This is a genomic window from Synechococcus sp. PCC 6717, from assembly GCF_022698185.1.
Lineage (GTDB): Bacteria > Cyanobacteriota > Cyanobacteriia > Thermosynechococcales > Thermosynechococcaceae > Thermosynechococcus > Thermosynechococcus lividus.
Map to the genome: position 1 here is coordinate 1 of NZ_JAKLTV010000035.1, position 19,079 is coordinate 19,079.

General features: G+C 52.8%; 18 protein-coding genes, 1 tRNA gene and 1 pseudogene. 13 read left to right on the top strand and 7 right to left on the bottom strand.

Annotated features, from left to right (window positions below; genetic code table 11):
• Positions 1-186: 186 nt before the first annotated feature.
• Positions 187-1,122 (bottom strand): alpha/beta fold hydrolase, encoded by a 936-nt coding sequence (locus L5470_RS11760; RefSeq protein WP_499500080.1) that lies wholly within the window; start codon positions 1,120-1,122, stop codon positions 187-189.
• Between the two features lie 69 nt (positions 1,123-1,191).
• Here L5470_RS11760 and L5470_RS11765 point away from each other — a divergent pair, with 69 nt between their 5' ends.
• The gene (locus L5470_RS11765; RefSeq protein WP_499500081.1) at positions 1,192-1,974 is read left to right on the top strand and encodes an SDR family NAD(P)-dependent oxidoreductase; all 783 of its coding nucleotides are present in this window, start codon (positions 1,192-1,194) and stop codon (positions 1,972-1,974) included.
• On the opposite strand, the gene L5470_RS11770 is transcribed toward L5470_RS11765, so the two are convergent.
• A complete protein-coding gene (locus tag L5470_RS11770) occupies positions 1,942-3,348 on the bottom strand; it encodes a CPBP family glutamic-type intramembrane protease (protein ID WP_499500082.1) in 1,407 nt (468 codons plus the stop codon). The genes L5470_RS11765 and L5470_RS11770 overlap by 33 nt on opposite strands.
• 359 nt (positions 3,349-3,707) lie before the next feature.
• On the opposite strand from L5470_RS11770, the gene L5470_RS11775 reads away from it, so the two are divergent.
• From L5470_RS11775 to L5470_RS11790, 4 genes are read left to right on the top strand one after another with little or no spacing between them, the layout of a single operon-like run.
• A complete protein-coding gene (locus L5470_RS11775) occupies positions 3,708-4,286 on the top strand; it encodes a Csu type fimbrial protein (RefSeq protein WP_499500083.1) in 579 nt (192 codons plus the stop codon).
• A gap of 7 nt (positions 4,287-4,293) precedes the next feature.
• Positions 4,294-5,058 carry a fimbrial biogenesis chaperone gene (locus L5470_RS11780; protein WP_499500084.1) on the top strand — a complete coding sequence of 255 codons (765 nt, stop codon included), beginning with the start codon at positions 4,294-4,296 and terminating at the stop codon, positions 5,056-5,058.
• 31 nt (positions 5,059-5,089) lie between these two features.
• Positions 5,090-7,345: a fimbria/pilus outer membrane usher protein gene (locus tag L5470_RS11785; protein ID WP_448514792.1), complete on the top strand. Its 2,256-nt coding sequence runs from the start codon at positions 5,090-5,092 to the stop codon at positions 7,343-7,345.
• Entirely contained in the window at positions 7,327-7,812 is a 486-nt protein-coding gene (locus L5470_RS11790) for a Csu type fimbrial protein (RefSeq protein ID WP_099799428.1), read from the top strand. The genes L5470_RS11785 and L5470_RS11790 overlap by 19 nt, the downstream gene beginning before the upstream one ends.
• A 585-nt stretch (positions 7,813-8,397) precedes the next feature.
• Here L5470_RS11790 and L5470_RS11795 read toward each other — a convergent pair.
• On the bottom strand, positions 8,398-8,556 hold the full coding sequence (locus L5470_RS11795) for a methyltransferase domain-containing protein (protein ID WP_499500085.1): 159 nt from the start codon (positions 8,554-8,556) through the stop codon (positions 8,398-8,400).
• Positions 8,549-8,803, bottom strand: coding sequence for a hypothetical protein (locus tag L5470_RS11800; RefSeq protein ID WP_499500086.1), 255 nt, complete (start codon positions 8,801-8,803; stop codon positions 8,549-8,551). Before L5470_RS11800 ends, L5470_RS11795 begins: the two co-directional genes overlap by 8 nt.
• Before the next feature lie 210 nt (positions 8,804-9,013).
• On the opposite strand from L5470_RS11800, the gene L5470_RS11805 reads away from it, so the two are divergent.
• The 4 genes and pseudogenes from L5470_RS11805 (at position 9,014) to L5470_RS11820 (ending at position 12,305) form a co-directional block, all read left to right on the top strand.
• Complete coding sequence (locus L5470_RS11805) at positions 9,014-9,826, top strand: phosphate ABC transporter ATP-binding protein (RefSeq protein ID WP_099799429.1); 813 nt, start codon at positions 9,014-9,016, stop codon at positions 9,824-9,826.
• A 355-nt stretch (positions 9,827-10,181) separates the two neighbouring features.
• Positions 10,182-10,331 (top strand): annotated as a pseudogene (locus L5470_RS11810) (double zinc ribbon domain-containing protein); the annotation flags it as partial.
• An 18-nt stretch (positions 10,332-10,349) separates the two neighbouring features.
• Entirely contained in the window at positions 10,350-10,838 is a 489-nt protein-coding gene (locus L5470_RS11815) for an FHA domain-containing protein (protein WP_499500090.1), read from the top strand.
• 42 nt (positions 10,839-10,880) lie between these two features.
• Complete coding sequence (locus L5470_RS11820) at positions 10,881-12,305, top strand: protein kinase domain-containing protein (protein WP_448527612.1); 1,425 nt, start codon at positions 10,881-10,883, stop codon at positions 12,303-12,305.
• Between the two features lie 33 nt (positions 12,306-12,338).
• Here the strand turns inward: L5470_RS11820 and L5470_RS11825 are convergent, their stop codons facing one another.
• Positions 12,339-14,915, bottom strand: a complete 2,577-nt coding sequence (locus L5470_RS11825; protein ID WP_499500087.1) for an AAA-like domain-containing protein — start codon at positions 14,913-14,915, stop codon at positions 12,339-12,341.
• A 144-nt stretch (positions 14,916-15,059) separates the two neighbouring features.
• Between L5470_RS11825 and L5470_RS11830 the strand changes: the two genes are divergently transcribed.
• Positions 15,060-15,632 carry a glyoxalase-like domain protein gene (locus tag L5470_RS11830; RefSeq protein WP_099799432.1) on the top strand — a complete coding sequence of 191 codons (573 nt, stop codon included), beginning with the start codon at positions 15,060-15,062 and terminating at the stop codon, positions 15,630-15,632.
• On the top strand, positions 15,629-16,567 hold the full coding sequence (murQ, locus tag L5470_RS11835) for an N-acetylmuramic acid 6-phosphate etherase (protein WP_099799433.1): 939 nt from the start codon (positions 15,629-15,631) through the stop codon (positions 16,565-16,567). Before L5470_RS11830 ends, murQ begins: the two co-directional genes overlap by 4 nt.
• A 232-nt stretch (positions 16,568-16,799) precedes the next feature.
• On the opposite strand, the gene L5470_RS11840 is transcribed toward murQ, so the two are convergent.
• Positions 16,800-17,603, bottom strand: coding sequence for a response regulator (locus L5470_RS11840; RefSeq protein ID WP_499500088.1), 804 nt, complete (start codon positions 17,601-17,603; stop codon positions 16,800-16,802).
• A gap of 180 nt (positions 17,604-17,783) precedes the next feature.
• Here L5470_RS11840 and L5470_RS11845 point away from each other — a divergent pair.
• Positions 17,784-17,865 (top strand) — tRNA-Leu (locus tag L5470_RS11845).
• Positions 17,866-17,942: 77 nt separating this feature from the next.
• On the opposite strand, the gene L5470_RS11850 is transcribed toward L5470_RS11845, so the two are convergent.
• Positions 17,943-18,254: a DUF5132 domain-containing protein gene (locus L5470_RS11850; protein WP_198406024.1), complete on the bottom strand. Its 312-nt coding sequence runs from the start codon at positions 18,252-18,254 to the stop codon at positions 17,943-17,945.
• A 385-nt stretch (positions 18,255-18,639) separates the two neighbouring features.
• Between L5470_RS11850 and L5470_RS11855 the strand changes: the two genes are divergently transcribed.
• A partial coding sequence (locus tag L5470_RS11855) for an IS110 family transposase (protein ID WP_499500089.1) occupies positions 18,640-19,079 on the top strand: 440 nt, incomplete at its 3' end.

The following is a 19,079-nucleotide window of genomic DNA, read 5'->3' on the forward strand; positions in this document are numbered from 1 at the left end:
AGTGTTGAAAAGCGCGAAACCACGAATCGAAACATAAACGTAGTCCCAATAGCAGAAATGCTTGAGGTGAGTAGGGGGTCTTTGACTGCCCCCACCCGCATTAAGTTGTGGGTGACAGCTCAAGGGAAAAGCGAAGCAACGCGGCTTCAGCCCGTTGCGTAGCATCCTTTGGGAATCCCCTCTCTTTCAAGGAGGGGAGAAGTCAACAATTTGTGCTTCGCTCAAAATTTTAAATTTTGCTTCTAGCTGCTGCAACCACTCCACCAAAATCGGGTTCACTAACTCAGGGCGATCGTCGTGGGGGCAGTGCCCCGTATCGGCAAGACGCTCAATACGGATGGGAATGCGCTCTTGGTGGGCTTCAAAATGCTTCACCCCAGACACGGGGGTCCACGGATCCACTTCCCCCCACAGCACTAGGATCGGAACCTGAATCGCTGGCAACAGATCGACAATTTTGGGTCCCGGCGGTGCAGAAATCACCCGCGCAAACACCTCCTTTGCCCCCGTATCCAGAGCTGGGCGATGCAATAGCTCCACCAGTTCATCGGTAATGGCATCTGGATTGGCGTACACTTGGCCGAGGGTTTTGCGGATCCGCTCCGGCTGGCGAATTTGATCGAAAATCAAATGCCCAATCACAGGCGCAGCGACCAAGGTGCGAAACAGGTTCGTAAACAGCGTCTGCATCCAGTTAAGTTCGTTAGGGCGATGATTGAGACCGCCCGCACAGTTGAGAACACTCACCCCTCGGCAGGTATGCCCATAGTCCGCTGCCATCCGTAAACAGAGCAAGCCGCCAATGGAGTTCCCCACCCACACCACGGGTTCAGCAATGTGTGCCTGCCAAAAATCGGCCAGTAATTCTGCCCACAGATCCATACTGTAGGCTAGGTTAGGTTTCGCTGAAGCCCCAAACCCCAGTAAATCGAGGGCATAGACGCGGTAGCCCGCCTCTCGCAAAGCAGGAATGGTTTTGCGCCAATGGCCAATGGAGGCACCAAACCCATGCACCAGCACAACGGGTGCCCCTGTACCACTCATGCTGTAGCGAATGCGATGGCCGCGCCATTCCCAATCAGCGGTGGGGAAGGCAGCCATGGCCGAAAGGGTTGAGGTCATAGGAACGCCGTGCCAATTTTCAAAGTAGGTTACTCTCTAAGATAACAATCTTTACGTTTCGCAACAATTATGCCAACTGCATTGATTACCGGTGCGACGGGAGGCTTAGGACAAGCCTTTGCCGCAGCCCTTGCCGATCGCCACTACGATTTAATTTTGACCGCTCGTTCTGCTGCTGCCCTAGACACCTTGGCCAAGGAACTAACGACCTCACGGACGGTGCAAGTGATTACCCTGCCGCAAGATTTGAGCATTTCAGGGGCAGCCGCACAGCTTTATGAGCAGGTGGAGGCACGGGGGGTAAGGGTCGATCTGCTCGTTAACAATGCTGGATTTGGGGACTACGGGGCGTTTGGCGATCGCGATCGCTCCCGTTTGGTGGCCATGGTACAGGTCAACATCACCGCCCTCATGGAACTAACCCATTTGGTTTTGCCCCAGATGCGGCAGCGCCGCAGTGGCACCATCATTAACGTCAGTTCCATTGCTGCTTTTCAGCCCCTACCCTATCTCGCGGTATATGCAGCGACTAAAGCCTTTGTGCGCCACTTTAGCGAAGCCCTGTGGGCAGAACTCAAGCCCCTTGGCATTCGGGTGCTGGGGGTGTGCCCAGGTCCAACGGCCACTCAATTTTTTGAGCGCGCCGATATGCTGGGCAACCCAGCACTGATAGGCTCCCAAGACTCCCCCGCCCACATTGTGGCCGAAACCCTCGCCGCCTTGGATCACGATGTGGCTACCCTCATTCCCGGTCAAGCCAGTAATCGCCTCTTGGCATTTGCTGGTCGATGGGTGCCTCGGCAATGGCTGGKGCAGCAGCTAGAACCCCGCTTCCGTCCCCCCGCTCAGTAGCAGCAGCCCMAAAAACGAGCCACTATTCCAAATGCCATGGAGAATCATGGCCGCCCCTAGGTTTTGCGATCGCCAGTAGGTGTAGCTCAGCACCGTACCCAAGACCGTCAAGGGCAAGAGATCTGCAAGGTTCAGGTGCGCCACCGCAAACAACAGCCCCGTCAACACCATCGCGCTACCAAGGGGCAGATAGCTTTGCAGCGATCGGAAAAAGAAGCCGCGAAAGAGTACCTCCTCAAACAGCGGTGCCAAAACTGCCACCATGAGGTAGAGCAGTACAAAGGTGCGATAGTCTTGGCTTTGTAAAATGACCTCCAACAGTGGATTCCCTCCCCCTTGATTTTTCAGCAGTCCTTGGGACAGCAACGAGGTCAACAGTACTAACGGTAAAGCTGCTAGGTAACCGCCACTGCCCCACAGGACGGCACTGCGCCACCCCCCTTGCCACCGTAACCACTGCCATGGGGGCTTGCCAAAGCGTTTTAACAGCCACCACAGCAAGCCATACCCAGCCACCATCATCACCCCATAGGTAGCCAACGCATAAAGGGTTTGGCCAAACGCCGAGGTCAAGAGCTGTCCCCCAGTCACCAGCGCACGCAGGAGAGGCATCACCACAAGGCTAAGGGCAAAAAAGGTGGCAAACCAACTCACCATCACCTCCCAAACGGTCGCCCAGCCCCACGGCACCGGCGCAAAGGCTGGTAAGGGGCTGCCCTGTTGTCGCCGTCGCACATGCTGGTAAATCCACACCAGCCACAGCACCACCCCCAACCCACTACCGATCAGGGGCGTACTGCCCACCAATATTAAGCGTTGAAACGCTGCCTGCGCCTGCACCTGCTCTGCGGTTGCTAAGGCCATCAGAGCCTCGGGGCGCTGTTGCAGTTCGTAGAGCCGCTCAAGGGCACGGTTGCGAAACCACCCCCGTAGCGTCGTTTTAATCAGCGATTCAGCCTCCGGTAAAAGCTGCGGCGGCGTATCCCATAGCCCGATTAACACCTCTGCCGTGCGGCGAGGGGTGCCCTGAGCCATAGTTGTTAATGGCTGCCATGTCTCAAGGGCGCGATCGCGATCGCCCTGATCCGCGTACAGCAACCCCAATTCGAGGCGCAAGCGCTGGTTTTGCGGGGTGGGTGGCTCCAGCGCTGCGGTGTAGGCACGGATCGCCCCTTGTGTATCGCCCAAGAGGCGATCGCGCGTCCAAGCATCACCAATGCCTTGCCATTCCCTCGCTTGCAGTGTCAAATGGGTCTGCAGAAGATTAATTTGGCTTTGGGGTTGGGGTTCCAGATAGCTACTTAATAAAGACAGGCTCACCAGAGCAGCCACAAGAATTGTCAGAGCGGCCAGTACAAACTGCTTCACAGACATAGAATTGCTAAGAAGGGGGCTTTCAAAACCTTAGCGGAAAATCAGTCTCGATAAAGAACTCAACCCCTTGGCTGGGGTGTAGAGGCACCAGAACCAACACACATTTGCGTATATTTACGGTTGGCGCTGTACAGACCCGGTGATAGTCTGCAAAATAACACTTATTTAAAGATTCAAGGTCAGCAGTTCTGTGCTTTGCAATGATTCAGGGGAGGGCTACAGAAAGTCCGCGCTCTATGCGCTAGGATGAGCGCCGGCTGGTTTACTGTTCCACCTGTGGTCATACCGCTGATCGATACTAAAGCTAGCTATGCTAGTTCCGGATCGCTGCTGTTGTGTGTTTTCAAGGAGAAACAACTATGTCCTTTGCGTTTCAGCTAACACTCAGACAAATTATTCTAGGGTTATTTCTAACGGCTGCCAGTGGCGTTTTACCCATTCTGCTAGCCCAAGCCGCTAAAGCTCAAAGCGTAACCGATAACTTGCAGATTCAGGCCACCGTTAAGGCTTCCTGCAAAATTAATAGCGTCACCAACATTAACTTTGGTACCTACGATGCCTTGGGTACCCATTACACAACCCCTCTAGATAGTCAAGGGTCGGTCAGCGTCAGTTGCCTGCCAAAGGTTAAAGCCAGCATCCAGCTTGAGGAGGGTCTCTATCCGACAACGGGTTCGACCTGTACAGCTCCCGCTCGCCAAATGAAAGGACCAAGCGCCACAGCCTTGCTACCCTACGGCCTATTTCAGGATGCAGCACGCACCCAAACCTGGGGATGCACTCCCGCCACGGGGGTAGATTATACCGCTGCCTCGGCTGCAGCAACCTCCTTTGATATCTATGGCCGTATTCCAGCGGCGAACAGTATGCTAGGCATTCTGGATACCCTTGAGCCAGGTGCCTACAGTGATACGGTGCAAATTGTAGTCTCCTTCTAAGGTGCGGTTGCGTTATTGGGTCTTGGCCAGCCTTTGGGCAGTAGCGGCAATTGTAGGGATGCCGTTGCGCTTAGGGGCGCAGTCCACAGAGTTTTACCTGAATGCGGTGCAGGTGTTTCTGTCGCCGCGACAACGAACAGTACTGCTTACCCTTACCAATACCGGCGAAACACCCCTTAACTTTGAAATTAGTCTGCGCAAGTGGCAGCAAACCCCTGATGGCCAAGATGAACTCAGCGAGGCGGATGGCGGTGTTGTGGCTTTTCCCCTGCTGCTGTCGGTGCCGCCAGGGGAGCAGCGTAGCTTACGGGTGGGGGTGCGGCAGCCGCCCCTTGAGCAGGAGAACACCTATCGGCTGTTGGTGGCAGAGTTGCCGTCCCCTAATATCCCCAACACCCAAGGGGCACAGTTGCGCATTATTAAAATCTTGAGCTTACCAGTTTTTATTGAGCCAGTCACCCCCCAACGCCAAGGAGAGTTTGTCAATGCCAGCATTCAGCAAGGGCGGCTGAGTGTGACGCTGCGCAACACAGGCAATGTGCATATTCAAACCCTTGGCATCATAGTACGGGGAAAGAGTGATCAAGGAGCTGTGATTTTCGAGCAAACGCTAGACTCCGTTTATGTGCTGGCCAATCGTCAACGGGATTTTCGCAACCTTCTCTTACCCCAGACAAACTGTGCCCAAGTCCGCCAAGTTACCCTACAAACAGTGGCAACCTCCCCTACAATTACGACAACCATTCCCACCCCTAACGGCATTTGTTCTTAGGGGCAGTGCTCTTCCCCTGTTCTTGGCGACTGTGCCGCCGCTCTACGCTCAAGCTCCCAGTGAAACGTCTGCAATTTATAGCCTTGAAGTTAATCGCGTTGCCCGTGGCGATGTCATTGTGTTTCTGAGGGGTGACGATGTACTCATCCCATGGCAAGACCTGTTGCAGGCTGGCCTCACGGAAGTGGGTGGCAGCCGTGAAATGATTCAGGGCATTGAGCACGTTTCTTTGCAGTCTCTGGCGCCTGCGATTACCTTTGAGCGGGATGATGCGGCGCTGACCTTACGGATTCAGGTGGCTGCCGATCTGCTGCCCGCCAATGTGATTGACTTTAACCCAGACAATGCGCCACCGGGGATCCGCTACAGCCAACCCCTGAGTGCCTACCTTAACTATGGTGTCTTTTGGAATAATGTTGAGACCCTCACTGCCGCTGCGGAAATGGCAGTCAGCTTTGGCGGGAATGCCCTCACTTCGACGGTCGGGTTGACTGCGAATGGAGAGTTGCAGCGGGGTTTAACTGCCCTGATCTTGGATAACCGCCGTCAGTTGACCACGTTGACGCTGGGGGATAGTTTTGTTACTACGGATCTGCTGGGGGGGGGCGGTTTGTGGGGCGGCATTCGCTGGGAGCGCAACTTTGGCCTGAGTCCCTACCTCATTCGCCAACCCGCCTTTGATATGCAAGGGGAACTGGCAACCCCCGGCACTGCCGAAATTTATATCAATGGCTTCCTGACGCGCCGTGTGAGCTTGCTGCCGGGGCCGTTTACGCTTAAGAATTTGCCCTTTAGCGGTGGCTTTAACCGGGTACGGGTGGTGGTTACCGACGCAGAGGGTAAGCAGCAGGTGTTTACTCAAGGGTATGTGCAGTCGGCGAGCTTACTGCAACCCGGCCTGTCTGAGTTTATTGTGGCGGCGGGGGTCGAGCGCCAAGGCTTGGGGGTGGATAACTTTAACTATGATGGCTCAGTGCAGATGGTAGCCGCCTATCGGCAAGGCGTGCTCAATAACCTGACGCTGGGGGGACGCATTGAGGGGAACGCCCACCTGCTCAATGGCGGGCTGAACTTGAGTACAGCGTTACCCATTGGTACTCTCGATGTGGCGGCGGCCTTAAGTACCACTCAAGGGAAGCTGGGTACCGCGGTGGCGGCGGCCTATAACTATCCAGGGGCGATCGCCTTCAGTGGTGGGGTACGGCTGCGCAGCCCAGATTATGTCACAACTAGCTTACCCCTAGAGGACGATCGCTCGCTGTTGGATGGATTTGTGAGTACAACCTTTAACCTTGGTTCACGGATTAATATTAGTGGTCAATATTTTTTTAATAATCCTCGCGATCAAGTGATTGGTCAGCAGGCTAGTGTGCTAGCACAGGTGCGCCTGCACCGGAACCTCAGCCTGTTATTGCAGGGATCGCGGTCTTTTTTTGGCGATCAAGCACCCGTGAACCAATTTAGCGTGACGCTTAACTATTTTCTCAATAATCAGGTGAACCTCAATACCGGTTGGGTACAGCGGGGTAATCAGGGGGTGCCTTTTGTCAATGTGTCGCGATCGCTCCCCTTGGGGGTGGGCTACGGGTATCAAGGTCAGGTGTCCCCCGTCAGTGACCAAGGGTTAGCTAGTGGGTTGTTTCAGTACAATACCCCGTGGAGTCGCTATCAAGTTGGCTATTCCCAAGCAGGCAACAGCGGCCAAACCTCATTAGGGGTAGAAGGCGGGATCGTGGCCATTGGTGGTCAGCTATTTTTCACCCGCCCAGTTCAGGGCAGTTTTGCCCTCGTGCAAGTACCCAATGTGGCCGGTGTGCGCACCTACTTGAGTAATCAGGAAATTGGTCGCACTAATCGCCGTGGGCAAATCCTGATTCCCGATCTGCTGCCCTACTATGCCAATGACTTACGTATCGAGGATCAAGACGTGCCCCTTGATTTTGCCATTGGCCGAAGTCAACAGTTCATTGCACCGCCATTTCGAGGTGGGGCGATCGCCCGTTTTGATGTGCGCCTCAATCGGAGCTATGTAGGGCGAGCTATTTTAGTGCGCGGCAGTACTCGCATTGTTCCCAGCTTGGGGCAACTGACGCTCAAAAAAGATGACCAAGCGGCGGTTTCGCCCCTGAGTACTAATGGCGAGTTTTACTTTGATACCTTGGAAGCAGGTACCTATGCAGCAGAATTGGCCTATGAGCAGGTACGGTGTAATTTTACGGTGACCCTACCCGAGGCTGACGATCTCTTTACCGATGTGGGGGAATTGATATGTCAACTACCCGATTGATCTATCTAGGAGTGCCCCTCCTGTGGCTCTTAGCAGGACTCTCCGCCTATGGCCAAGGCACTGGCTGTCAGTTTCAGAGTGTTACGGCGGTGAACTTTGGGGTTTACGATCCCTTTGCCCCAGCGGCCTTGGATGGCACCGGCCAACTGCGCTTTGTCTGTAGCGGCGGTGGTACAGGCAGCTTTAATAACCGATCCATTACCATTCAGATTAGCCAAGGCAATAGTAACAGCTTTACACCGCGGCAGATGAGCAGTGGCAGCAGCCGATTGAACTATAATCTCTACCTCGATAGCGATCGCAGCCTCATTTGGGGGAATGGCACCGGCGGCAGTTATCAGCGTGGGCCGTTTATTCCGGGTAACAATGTAGTGAATACTATCCCTATTTATGGCCGCATTCCAGCCCAGCAATGGGTTGCCCCTGGCGCCTACAGTGACTCGCTGCAGGTCGTCATCCAATTTTAGCATATAACTGCAAGAATTATTTTACTCACTGCTGCTACTGTGCCAGCCAGTTATGTAATTCGCTACATTGTAGGGATTGTCAGAGATACTTTACTGAATTATTAACATTTATGGAAGCTGGACGGCAGGATACACGACGATATCAAGAATATATCTATTAGCACGTACAGCGATTCAGCATTGAACAAGTTAGTCGAGCAGAACCATTAAGTTTTGAGCGAATTGAAGGAATTTTCAAGCATCAGTATGCTCAGAAAAAAACCTAGATGGAACGGAGTCAGACGGATTGGAATCGATGAGGTCAGTAAGCGCAAATGACATCAGAACTTCGCTACCGTTATCAGAGATATTAAAACTGGAAAACTCATCGAAGTCATTGACAGCCATCAACAGGAAGAGCTCATTAAAGTGCTAAAGCAGCAGTCTTTTGAGGTGAGAGCACAGGTGGAAGAGGTGGACGTGGCGTTCGGTGGCTCAACTCAGTTCTCGTAAGGTGATGTCTTCGGCAACGGTTAACTCAACTTGCAAGGGAGCAGGCATATGGAATGGTAAGAAGGGATGAAGTTCTCACTATTTTATAAATTTCTATGGCAAGTGACTTATGGCTGGTTTTTCAAGATGTTCAATAACTTCACTGGCAATTACAACATCAAAATAGTTGTCAGGGTATGCTGCTGCAGTTACACCTCCCCAAAACACGTTAAAGCCTTTTTGCTTAGCCTTTTCAATAGCAGGCTTAGACACCCGCTTTACTGATGACTTGACCGGAGCCAAAACCCACCTCTAAAAATCGATTTGTTTGGCGGTAGTGGCTAAAGCCATGAACAAGGTTTCGTAGGCGTCGGTGAATAAATTCTGGCACTGACATCACTTGATCTAAGTCTAACTCTTCATAGTTGGTTCCTTGACCTACTGTTGGTAAATCCTGAGTGTAAATGGCTTGACAGCGATCGCACCGTCGGATTTGAAAGTTATTCTTTGTCCCTAACATAGGAGATTCAGAGTACTCACAGGCAGGACAAACACGTATAGTCATGATGCAACCTCACTGTCAATTTAGTCATTCGTTGGATAACTGCGGTGTCTATCTTCAGGCCTCGAGTAGCTCATTACAGGAACCGTGAAGGTTGCTAAATGTGAGATCGGTGATTTGCTACAGTGGCAGTAGAGTATCCCAATAGTGAGGCTAGCTATTGCGGCGATGACTTATTCTACTGCTGGCTCTGCAACCCTCAGTCTGCCAACAGTTCTAGATGTTCAGGAACTGAGCATTTACTACCATAATCAGCAAGTGGTCGATACAGTTAATCTCACAATTCCCGAAAAACAACTGGTGGCTTTTATTGGGCCGTCGGGTTCTGGCAAGAGTACGGTTCTGCGCTGCTTTAATCGCCTGACGGATTTGATCCCGCAACTTCGGGTGACAGGGCGTATCTTCTATAGAGGCAAGGATCTTTACGATCCCCAGTGGGACGTTACGAGTATCCGTCGCCAGATTGGCATGATTTTTCAGCAACCCAACCCATTTCCAAAGTCAATTTATGACAATATTGCCTTTGGTGCCCGGGTCAATGGCTACGCTGGTAACATCGATGAGCTAGTAGAGTGGTCGCTGCAACAGGTACATCTGTGGGACAGTGTTAAGGATCGGCTCTCAGTTAATGCAATGGCATTGACCATCGGTCAACAGCAACATCTGTGTATTGCTCGGGCGATCGCCCTTGACCCAGCAGTGCTCCTGTTAGATAACCCCACCGTCAATCTTGACACCTGCTCTAGCAGCCACCTCGAAGAACTATTGAGCCAACTAAAAAAACGCTACACCCTGATTATGACGACCCATAATCTCCGACAGGCCGCGCGGATCTCTGACTATACAGCTTTTTTTGGTACCAAAATGAACACCAGCGGCCATTCGATAGGTTACTTGGTAGAGTATGCACCTACCAGTCTCCTGTTTCAGCGGCCACAGCAAGCACTGACCCAGCGCTATGTCACAGGACGGGTGCTCTGAGCGTCCTTATCCTTTGGCTCATCAGGGCGATCCTAGGCTCAATAAACACCTAAAACACCTAATTGTCCATAATTTCCTATAATTAAGGTCAAGTTTTGTTAAAAATTGTAGTGGCTCCCTTTGGTCTTTGACCCCCCATTCCTTAGATCAGGCGCCAGAGCAACCTTTCAGGCTTTAGTTTTAAGAAAGTATTTTTATATAACGTGTATATTATTGAGAGAGTCAAAGCTAACCTAACTATAGTGGAGATAAGCAAAGAAGTGACTCTTGCCCCTCTTGTTCACTCTTTCTGAGAAAAGGTGGGTACATTAGTCTCAAGATGGTTGGAACGGCTGTGGAATAGGGCGTCATGACTATGATTATCTGTTCTGAGTGCTGCCACCCCAATCCAGTTGGTGCTGTTCAGTGTGAAGCCTGCTTTTCCCCAATGCCTAATATGAATACTTGTCCAAATTGTGGTGCACCGGTTCAGTCAGATGCGAATTTCTGCGGTCAGTGTGGTTTTAACGTGCGCCAGTTTGCTATGAATTCATCCTCCGTAGCAGAAGTGCCGGATTTAGCTGCTACTGCTGCTCCAGCGGTGGAACTTACCGCTACTGTACCGGGACGGGGGACGACCCTCTCTCCCCCCCCSCCCCCCCCGCCGCATCTGTTTCCAGCCACAGCGGTTCCAGCAACGCCAATCTATGCCAAATTAATCCATGTACAGACCCGCACTGAGCTAAACATTCCCCCCGGCCGGGTGGTGGTTCACATTGGCAAGCCCAACGATCGCATTCCCCCGGACATTGATGTTGCTGGGTTTCCTAATTCTGAGGTGGTCTCCCGCATCCATGCCGATATTCGAGTGGAGGGAAATGCCCACTACATTGAGGATGTGGGCAGTGCTAATGGTACGTATATCAACAATACTGCGCTGTATCCGGGCAATCGGCACCGTTTGGCACCTGGCGATCGCATTGCCCTTGGCAAAGGAGATTTAGTGACGTTTATCTATGAACTCACTTCCTAGGAACCCTTTAGCGTATCGACAGGCAAGAGGCGGTAATAAAACATGATTACATTGACACTTCTACATCCAGTCCAAGCAACCCCCGTCCAGAGCTGGACGTTTGATAGTGAAGCTGTGATCCGCATTGGTCGTGCTGTGGATAATCATGTTGTCCTCTACAGTGCGGTGGTCTCGCGTCACCACGTTGAACTGCGGCGGAATGGGCTGCAGTGGGAGGTTGTCAACCTAGGTACCAATGGCACGTATTTAGATGGCAAACGGGTACAGCAAGCCCCGCTTTTAGATGGCGGTATCCTGCGGTTGGCTCGATCCGGTCCCAACATTCAAGTCCGCCTTAGCGCTGACCATCAACCTATGCCCCCCAACGCTAGGATGGCAACGATTCCCGAAACAGCTCGTACTGATGTGGAGAAAGGCACCTACTCAGGGGAGGAGGAAGCCGTGGGCACCGACAATGCCGAACCCCTAGGCACCGCAGCAACCGGGATGAGTTATCAGGGCATCATTACCGAAGAGGACGACGATGAGGAGGAAAATTTTGCGGTACAGGGGGAGTTACCGGCGCAACTATTAGCTGAGTGGCGCGCCCCTCCCGACTGTAGCCACAGCCGTGCCGAAGCTGATGATATATTCTGCATTGAGTGTGGCGTGCCCCTCAAGGTATGGAAGACCCTTGGCAACTATCAAATTATTAAAGCCTTAGGCCAAAGTAATACCTATTTGGGTTGGCGCAATGGCCAGACAGCAGTTGTCAAAGGGCACAGCTTGGCAGCCTCTAAGCGCGAAATTCGTGCCTTTCAGCGGCAAGTGCGGCAGTTATGCCAGATGAGCCATCCGGTTCTGCCTAAGTTTTGGGAGGGGTTTCAGTACGGCACAGACTCCTACCTTGTCTCGGAAATGGTCTATGGTCATTCCCTTAAGCAATGGATTAATGATCATGGCGTGATGAATGTTGTTGAAGCGAGCCGTTGGCTGATACCGATTTGCGATCTCTTGACGCTACTTCACCAGCAAGATCCCCCCATTTTGCATTTGCATATTCGCCCATCCAACCTCATCCATCCCTATGTCAGCCGTGAGGCTACTAATGTTGTGCTGGTTGGGTGGGGCAAGGCATCGGTGCTCACCTCAGAGTCTGGTACCTTTATTGGCACGGTGGGCTATTCTGCCCCTGAGCAGCAAGAAGGGAAACCGGAACCGGCGTCAGATTTGTACGGCCTTGGTGCCACTATTGTGTACTTGCTCACAGGGAATGAGCCAGACACCTATTTCCGCTGGGGTGCGCGGGAATACCGCCTGTATGCTGAAGATATTCCCCATCTTGATCCCCTGATGGTGGATTTAATTAACTGTTTGACTCACCCAGACCCGCGGGAACGTTATCCCAATGCCGCAGCTGTGAAGCAGCGGCTAGAGCAAATTGCGACTATAGCTATGCCTGCTCCGCCAGTTTCCAGTGCCCTATGATGCCGCCTCATGGAGGGGCAACGGCGTGAGGTTTTACGCGCAAAGGCGATCGCCAAAATAACGGCGATACAGTTCACAGCGAACCTTAGCAAGGCTGCCATTCAAGCTAATTAGCCCCAAACTGTGGAGCTTAAAGCCAGTGGTTGCTTCGACGGTAACGCCACTCTCGCTACTGACAATATCGGCAAAGGCCGGTACCAGTTCTTGGCGTTGATGGAGGTGCCACCATTGTCCCCGTAAATGATCGCGGTACAGACCCGTTTCAGAGGCAGCATTGGCCATCAGTTCCGGCCACGTTACATCATTACGGGCTAGGTGGTATAGCGTGAGTCGAATTAAGTAGGGATGTCCCCCTACCAACTGCTGGAGTTCCTTGAGATGGTCTGGGTCTAGGTTAAGGCCGTGCAGACGGCTTAACTCACAAATTTGGTCGTGGTTAAACTCTGGTAAATCAATGGCGAGGCCGACGTTAAAGGGGGACTGGTTAATATCGAGGGGGATATACACTTCCGTACCATGGACAACAATTAAGCGCAGATTCCGCCAAATGTCGCGGTTTTTCCCCTCCTCATGCCATGCCCGTAGTAGCCCGAAGAAATCACTGGCCACGTCAGGGTATTCAAACACGCGATCAACTTCATCCAAGCCCAATACTAGGGGGCGACCCGCCATCTGGGTGCCGGGTTTCTGACAGTTGGGCAGTAGATATTCTTCAAAATAAGCTGTGCAGTTATACTTACTGCCAAAAATATCGTCCCAGTAGTCATTAAGGCGGTTTTCTAGCCCCAACCGCCGCCCAACTCCGGCACACAGCCAGCGCAGCAACTTGTCAAGGTCGCTGAAGACGTGGGCATCAGCCAATTGAAAGCTCAACGGGACGGTGCCATAGCCCTCTTGGGTGGCTCGATACATCAGCCGTGCCATCAAGGAGGTTTTGCCCATTTGCCGGGGGGCTTTAATGCGAATGAGGGAACCGGGTTGTAGGAGGGTTTCGCGGCAGCGCTGCTCGATGGGAGGGCGCTCGATATAAAAGGCAGAGGCTACTTCCACTTGCCCTTCTGGTAGTTCAGGTTCAGCTACCGGCACAGGGGCACCATCTCCCACTAGGGTGCCAGTTTGCCCTTGCTCTACAGCGGTTTCGTGAATCCCATCACTGGTGGGCAGCACTGGATCAGCAGTGGCATTCACGAGGTCAAGGACTTCTTGAACTAGGCTCGCAGTGTCTGCTGGCGATCGCCAAAAGCGTTGCTGCAACCGATGCAAGTAACCGCGTAGTTCGTAGTTTAGGGGTTGGTCTAAGGGGAAGTTGACCCGCACCGGCAGGATGAACGGACGGCGATCGCTGCGCTGAGATTGCAGTTGCTTAACACTACGGACTTCTTCAAGTACCATCTCACTCTGGGCGGCGGCTTGGGAGAGAAGCAGTAAAAAGAAATCGCACTGCTTCAGAGCGTGATCAATGCGCTCTGCCCATCCTTCTCCCATGCGGATACTTTGGCTGGCCATAAAGGGATGATGCCCTGCGTTTTGGAGCGCTTCTTGCAGCGCCGTGGCCAGTTGCAGATCGGTGCCATCGCTGGAATGGCTGATAAATACGTGTCGTCCCCGAGGCGGAATTGCAGCGGTAGGAGCGGGGGTGCTGGGTAAGGGTTGGGGGGGTGGGGTGGTTGAGGCGATCGCAGTACTACTCGTTGAAGGAGCCGCGTTGCTAACCGGCGATCGCCAGAGGTCTTGAATCGGGGTTTTTAGAAAGGAGCCAAGGCGCCGCCAGAGGGATTTGGGAAGTTCCACCTGCTGCAAGCTTGCCAGTGCCTCCGCCGCTGTGGCAAAGCGTTCGTAAGGCGACGGATGAATCAGTTTATTGACAAACTGGACGAGGCGATCGTTGATCGGATGGACTGGCTCCCAATGCCAGCAACCGTAGGGGTCTTGGGTGAGCTGCAAGGGATTTAACCCCGTCAACGCCTGTACAGCAATCATGCCCAAGGCGTAGAGGTCACTGGCGGGGCGAGGTCGCCCTTGGGCCTGCTCAGGTGCCATGTAGCCCGGTGTGCCAATGGCGATCGTTTGGGCGGTGGCGTCCCCCACCAAGGTGCCACCCCCAATAGAAACCCCCATTTCCTTGACCGCGCCAAAATCAATCAGGACAAGGCGATAATCCGATTGCCGCCGGATCAGGTTATCGGGCTTAATGTCGCGGTGAATCACGCCGCACTGGTGCACAAAGGCCAGAATTCCCAAAGCATCTTGAAGAAAGTAGAGGACTTCCGCCTCCGACCACGTGGCACCGGGTACGAGTTGCTGGCGCAAGACCTGTCCTTCAATAAAGTCTTGGACAAGGTAAAATTCACTGTCTTCCTCAAAGTAGGCTAACAGGCGGGGAATTTGATCATGACTGCCGAGCCGTTCAAGGGTTTGCGCCTCCCGCTGAAAAAGAGAGCGTGCCAAGGGTAAAAAACTAGGATCGGTGCGTGCGGGTCGCAGATACTTGACGACGCATTTTGCCCGCACAGGACGGTGAGTGTCCTCCGCTAAGAAAGTTTGGCCAAAGTTCCCCGCTCCCAAGACGCGAATCAGTTTGTAACGACTGCCAAGGGTTTTACCAATCATGACCACTTCTGCTACGTTGCTTGTTTGTACTGTAACCCAGTTACAGAGGGTTAGTGGCAGCCGCTCAAATTGCCTAATGGCTGTTGATATGGCTACACTGAGGAGTATTAACGAGTTAGACTTCAGCGGTTGACAAGCATTGGCATGGTCTTAATTTCTCCTTTACACTTTGCATGGCTCGATGGTGTGTGGGATGGGGTATTTTCCACCCAAGGCATCATGATTATGCTCCTGATGGCCTATGCCGGAGCGATGTGGCTGTTTCTCTCAAGTGCGCCCAAGGTGTTTACGGTTATGGTGTCAGATTTAGAGCATGCCCGCCAGTTTTACGAGCAGGAGTTACGGTTACCCGTTGCTGATGTGCCACTCCATTACTACTACAACTATGAGCAAACTTTGGGCATCGCCTCGATGGATCCGCTCTATGTGCCGTCAGCCCTGAGCTACAGCAGCCCCAAACGCCCCAGCCCCAGTGATGGGTTGTGGTATCAACTGAAAAAAAACACTCAACTGCACGTGATTGGCGGTGCTAGCAAGGGGGAGCGCAACCGCCAGCGCCATGTGTGTTTTGACCGCGAATGCTTAGAAATGATTTTGTTGCGGGTGCAACGTCGCCAACTGCGCTACAAAATGCGCAGCGATCGCCCGTTGAACTTTTTGGTTAAGGACTATGATGATCGGGTGATTGAGATGGCTGAAATTACCGCACGACCATGACAGAGCTTGAATCATTGCCCAGTCGGGGGCATTTGCTGACAGAGCAGATCAATCCTGCCAGTATCAATCTTGATCAGCTGTCGCCGCTGGCACTGGTGGATCTATTTAACCGCGAAGATCAAGCAACCTTGACGGCAATCGCCAACGCCCGCGATGCCTTAGCACAAACCATTGCCGAGACGGCCGCCAGACTGCGGCAAGGGGGGCGGCTCTTTTATGTGGGGGCAGGCACCAGTGGGCGGCTAGGGGTGCTGGATGCGGCTGAGTGCCCACCGACCTTTTGCAGTCCACCGGATCTGGTACAGGGGATCTTAGCTGGGGGAGAGTCTGCCTTAGTACGAAGTTCTGAAGGGCTAGAGGATTGCTATGCGGATGGGGTTGCCGTGGTGGGCGATCGCCACATCAATGGCAAAGACGTGGTGATCGGGATTACGGCTGGGGGCACCACCCCCTACGTTCATGGTGCCCTAGATGCTGCTCAAGCGGTCGGAGCCTTAACCGTATTTATGGCCTGCGTCCCCCTTTCCCAAGTGCAACGCCAAGCCGACATTGATCTTCGTCTGGTCGTGGGACCAGAAGTTTTGGCGGGTTCAACCCGCCTTAAGGCAGGCACCGTCACCAAAATGGCACTGAATATCATCTCTACGGGGGTGATGGTTCAACTGGGCAAGGTTTATGGTAACCGCATGGTGGATGTGGCTGTCACCAATCGCAAGTTATTGGATCGCGCCCTGCGAATTCTCAGTGATGTAACTGGCATTGAGCGTCCAGAGGCAGCGGCACTGTTAGAGCGCAGTGGGCATAACGTCAAACGGGCCCTGCTGATGTACTGGAGCGGACTAGACGCGATCGCCGCTCAAGAACTACTGGATCAGCACCAAGGGCACCTTCATGCCGCCAAAGCAGCAGCTACCAAAGCTGGGGTGACTAGTTGAAATGGCTCTAAAACTTGTCCTAGAATAGGGAATTTTTGGTAGTCCCGCACTAAAGTAGGGGGTGGAAAAGCCGTAAAGCGGTGTTAGTCGCCAATTGATGTTATTCCGATACTAATCGCTAAAAACTTGGTGAAAAACCCAACCGGCGGTATTAGTAAACGGTATCCGTAAAAAGTAAGCAGAACCCTAGGGTTTAGCCTTGAGGAACTGTGTAGCGGTGGCTTGAGTGCTATTAGCGCTGTTGGCGCAAAAAATCAAGCCGCCCTTGACACCGTTGATCCGTTGGCTCAAGACGCAGAACGTATTCATAGTGGGCGATCGCCGAGTTTACATCTCCCAGTTGCTCTTCGATCCATGCCAAATTGCGGTAATAATTGAGTTCTGTTGGCACAAGGGCAATGAGCTTGATGAGTGTCTCACGAGCAGCGGCTAACTGGTTGGTTAGGTACAGTGCCAAGACTAATTTGGCGTAGGGCTTAGGCGCCTCTGGTGCCGCAGCAATAGCGTTTTTTAGTTTTTGAATAGCTTTGCCTAGGGTTTGCTGCTGTTCGGTCGAAAGCACCAGCCGCAGATGGGCGATTGACCACAGCAGCATATTTTCATTCAAACTCACAGGCGTGGCCTGAGCAGATGCCGTTGCCACAGGAGAGATACCGGCATTTAGCAATTTTTGAACACGTTTCACCAACTCCTGTGGTGTCACTGGCTTAGTAATGTAGTCCACAGCACCTACCCCCCGAGCGCGAATACGGTGCACCGGATCATCTTTGGCCGTTAACATCACAATTGGCACGTGTTCAAGACTGGGCGATCGCCGTAACTGACGGCAAATTTCGTAGCCATCCACCCCAGGTAAATTAATATCCAGCAGAATTAAGTGTGGTGGCTCAGCAATGAGGCGAGGAACCGCAGCCGCAGGATCGGTCAGCGTCAGGACTTGGTAACCAGACCGTTCTAAAATCAAAGAGACTTGGCGCTGTACCGTACGGCTATCGTCAATACAGGCAATCAAAGGACGTTGCTGCCTCCGAACCATACTGCCACCTCACTTTGGAACAAACACAACAGTTGAATGCTTTGTATCGTATCTAACTATCTTGGTCAAAAGCGTGATGTTGTTCGCTCGCTGATGTGATCCTTGTCACCTCCGTAGAGGCCTTAAAACAGGCTGTCGTAGTGCTCAAGCAGATCAAAATTAGGTTAAACTAGTAAAGCTGCGGACGTGGCGGAATTGGCAGACGCGCTAGATTTAGGTTCTAGTACCGCAAGGTGTGTGGGTTCAAGTCCCTCCGTCCGCATTCTTAAAAAAAATGGGGGCAACGCCCCCACTCTAAACATGCATATTCAACTATTCGAATTATTGGTATGGTATGAGCTAGCTAATCGTGACCTCCCGTGGTTCTTCAGGGCTACCCGCATTCGCTTTTTGTTCCATCATTTCTGAGCGAGCCTCAGCCACAAGGTCTTGAAAAGACTCACTGGCTTCGGCAACTGCAGTTTGGGCTTTCTCATAGGTCTCAAACGCCCACATCAAGCCGGACTTGGCAGCATTGCGAGCCTGTTCGGTGAGATTATGACCTGTCATTGAATCCACAGCCCCCACTACAGGAGCAACGGCAACTGCCCCCACACCCAATGCAAGGACAGTCAGTGGCTCTAAACCAAGCAATAGGGCTTCAAACTCCATGCTGCGGCATCCTCCAAAAGCAATGTAAAGGCAAGAACATCGCACCCATCATAGCAAACCCTAGTGAAGTGCAATGGCCTAGTATGGATCAATCGTCGGACTGCCCTCGTTATGCAGTCCTGAGCCAAGAACAGCGACAGACGCTCCCAATGCAAGCATATAGGGTGTTGCTGAACGTGGCTATGAATTCCTTCATCCCCAACCCTTGTATCTTAAAACTAGAGAGACAGACCGTCACCCCTTAGATGCGAGACATCGTGGAGAAGCTAGGGTCATCTCTCTGATGCAACAGGTCAAACTCGAATCATCGGTTGGGACAGTAGAACCCGCATGACGCAAGGCTGAGTAAACACCTGATTTACCCCCAGACAGGCGCAAAAGTGATATGCAGGATCAAGAACAATGGATTGGCATTGATGTGTGTAAGCGGTGGCTAGATGTACATCTACGCCCCCAGAAGCAGAGTTTTCGCGTGAGCAACACCGCGAGTGGGATTCGCGAACTTTTGACTCACCTGTGTCCGCCTGAGGCGGTCGCTCGGGTGATTCTAGAATCCACTGGCGGCTATGAGCGGTCAGTGGCGTTGGTGCTGTCCACGCTAGCCTATCCCGTGGTCGTGATTAATGCTCGGCAAGCGCGAAACGTTGCCAAAGCTGCCAATCAACTGGCTAAAACCGATCCGGTCGATGCCGCGATTTTAGCCTGGTTTGGCGAAGCGATGAAACCGCCGACTCGGCCATTGGCCAGCGAAGCGGACGCAGAACTTCAGGACTTGGTAACCCGCAGGCGGCAACTGGTAGACCTCCTGACTGCTGAACAAAACCG

What these genes read in the sequence shown, in the direction of transcription:
- L5470_RS11760 (WP_499500080.1), bottom strand. Translation starts at nt 1,122, where the DNA reads ATGACCTCAACCCTTTCGGCCATGGCTGCCTTCCCCACCGCTGATTGG.
- L5470_RS11775 (WP_499500083.1), top strand. Translation starts at nt 3,708, where the DNA reads ATGTCCTTTGCGTTTCAGCTAACACTCAGACAAATTATTCTAGGGTTA.
- L5470_RS11790 (WP_099799428.1), top strand. Translation starts at nt 7,327, where the DNA reads ATGTCAACTACCCGATTGATCTATCTAGGAGTGCCCCTCCTGTGGCTC.
- L5470_RS11800 (WP_499500086.1), bottom strand. Translation starts at nt 8,803, where the DNA reads ATGTTAGGGACAAAGAATAACTTTCAAATCCGACGGTGCGATCGCTGT.
- L5470_RS11805 (WP_099799429.1), top strand. Translation starts at nt 9,014, where the DNA reads ATGACTTATTCTACTGCTGGCTCTGCAACCCTCAGTCTGCCAACAGTT.
- L5470_RS11820 (WP_448527612.1), top strand. Translation starts at nt 10,881, where the DNA reads ATGATTACATTGACACTTCTACATCCAGTCCAAGCAACCCCCGTCCAG.
- L5470_RS11825 (WP_499500087.1), bottom strand. Translation starts at nt 14,915, where the DNA reads ATGATTGGTAAAACCCTTGGCAGTCGTTACAAACTGATTCGCGTCTTG.
- L5470_RS11830 (WP_099799432.1), top strand. Translation starts at nt 15,060, where the DNA reads ATGGTCTTAATTTCTCCTTTACACTTTGCATGGCTCGATGGTGTGTGG.
- murQ (WP_099799433.1), top strand. Translation starts at nt 15,629, where the DNA reads ATGACAGAGCTTGAATCATTGCCCAGTCGGGGGCATTTGCTGACAGAG.
- L5470_RS11840 (WP_499500088.1), bottom strand. Translation starts at nt 17,603, where the DNA reads ATGGTTCGGAGGCAGCAACGTCCTTTGATTGCCTGTATTGACGATAGC.
- L5470_RS11850 (WP_198406024.1), bottom strand. Translation starts at nt 18,254, where the DNA reads ATGGAGTTTGAAGCCCTATTGCTTGGTTTAGAGCCACTGACTGTCCTT.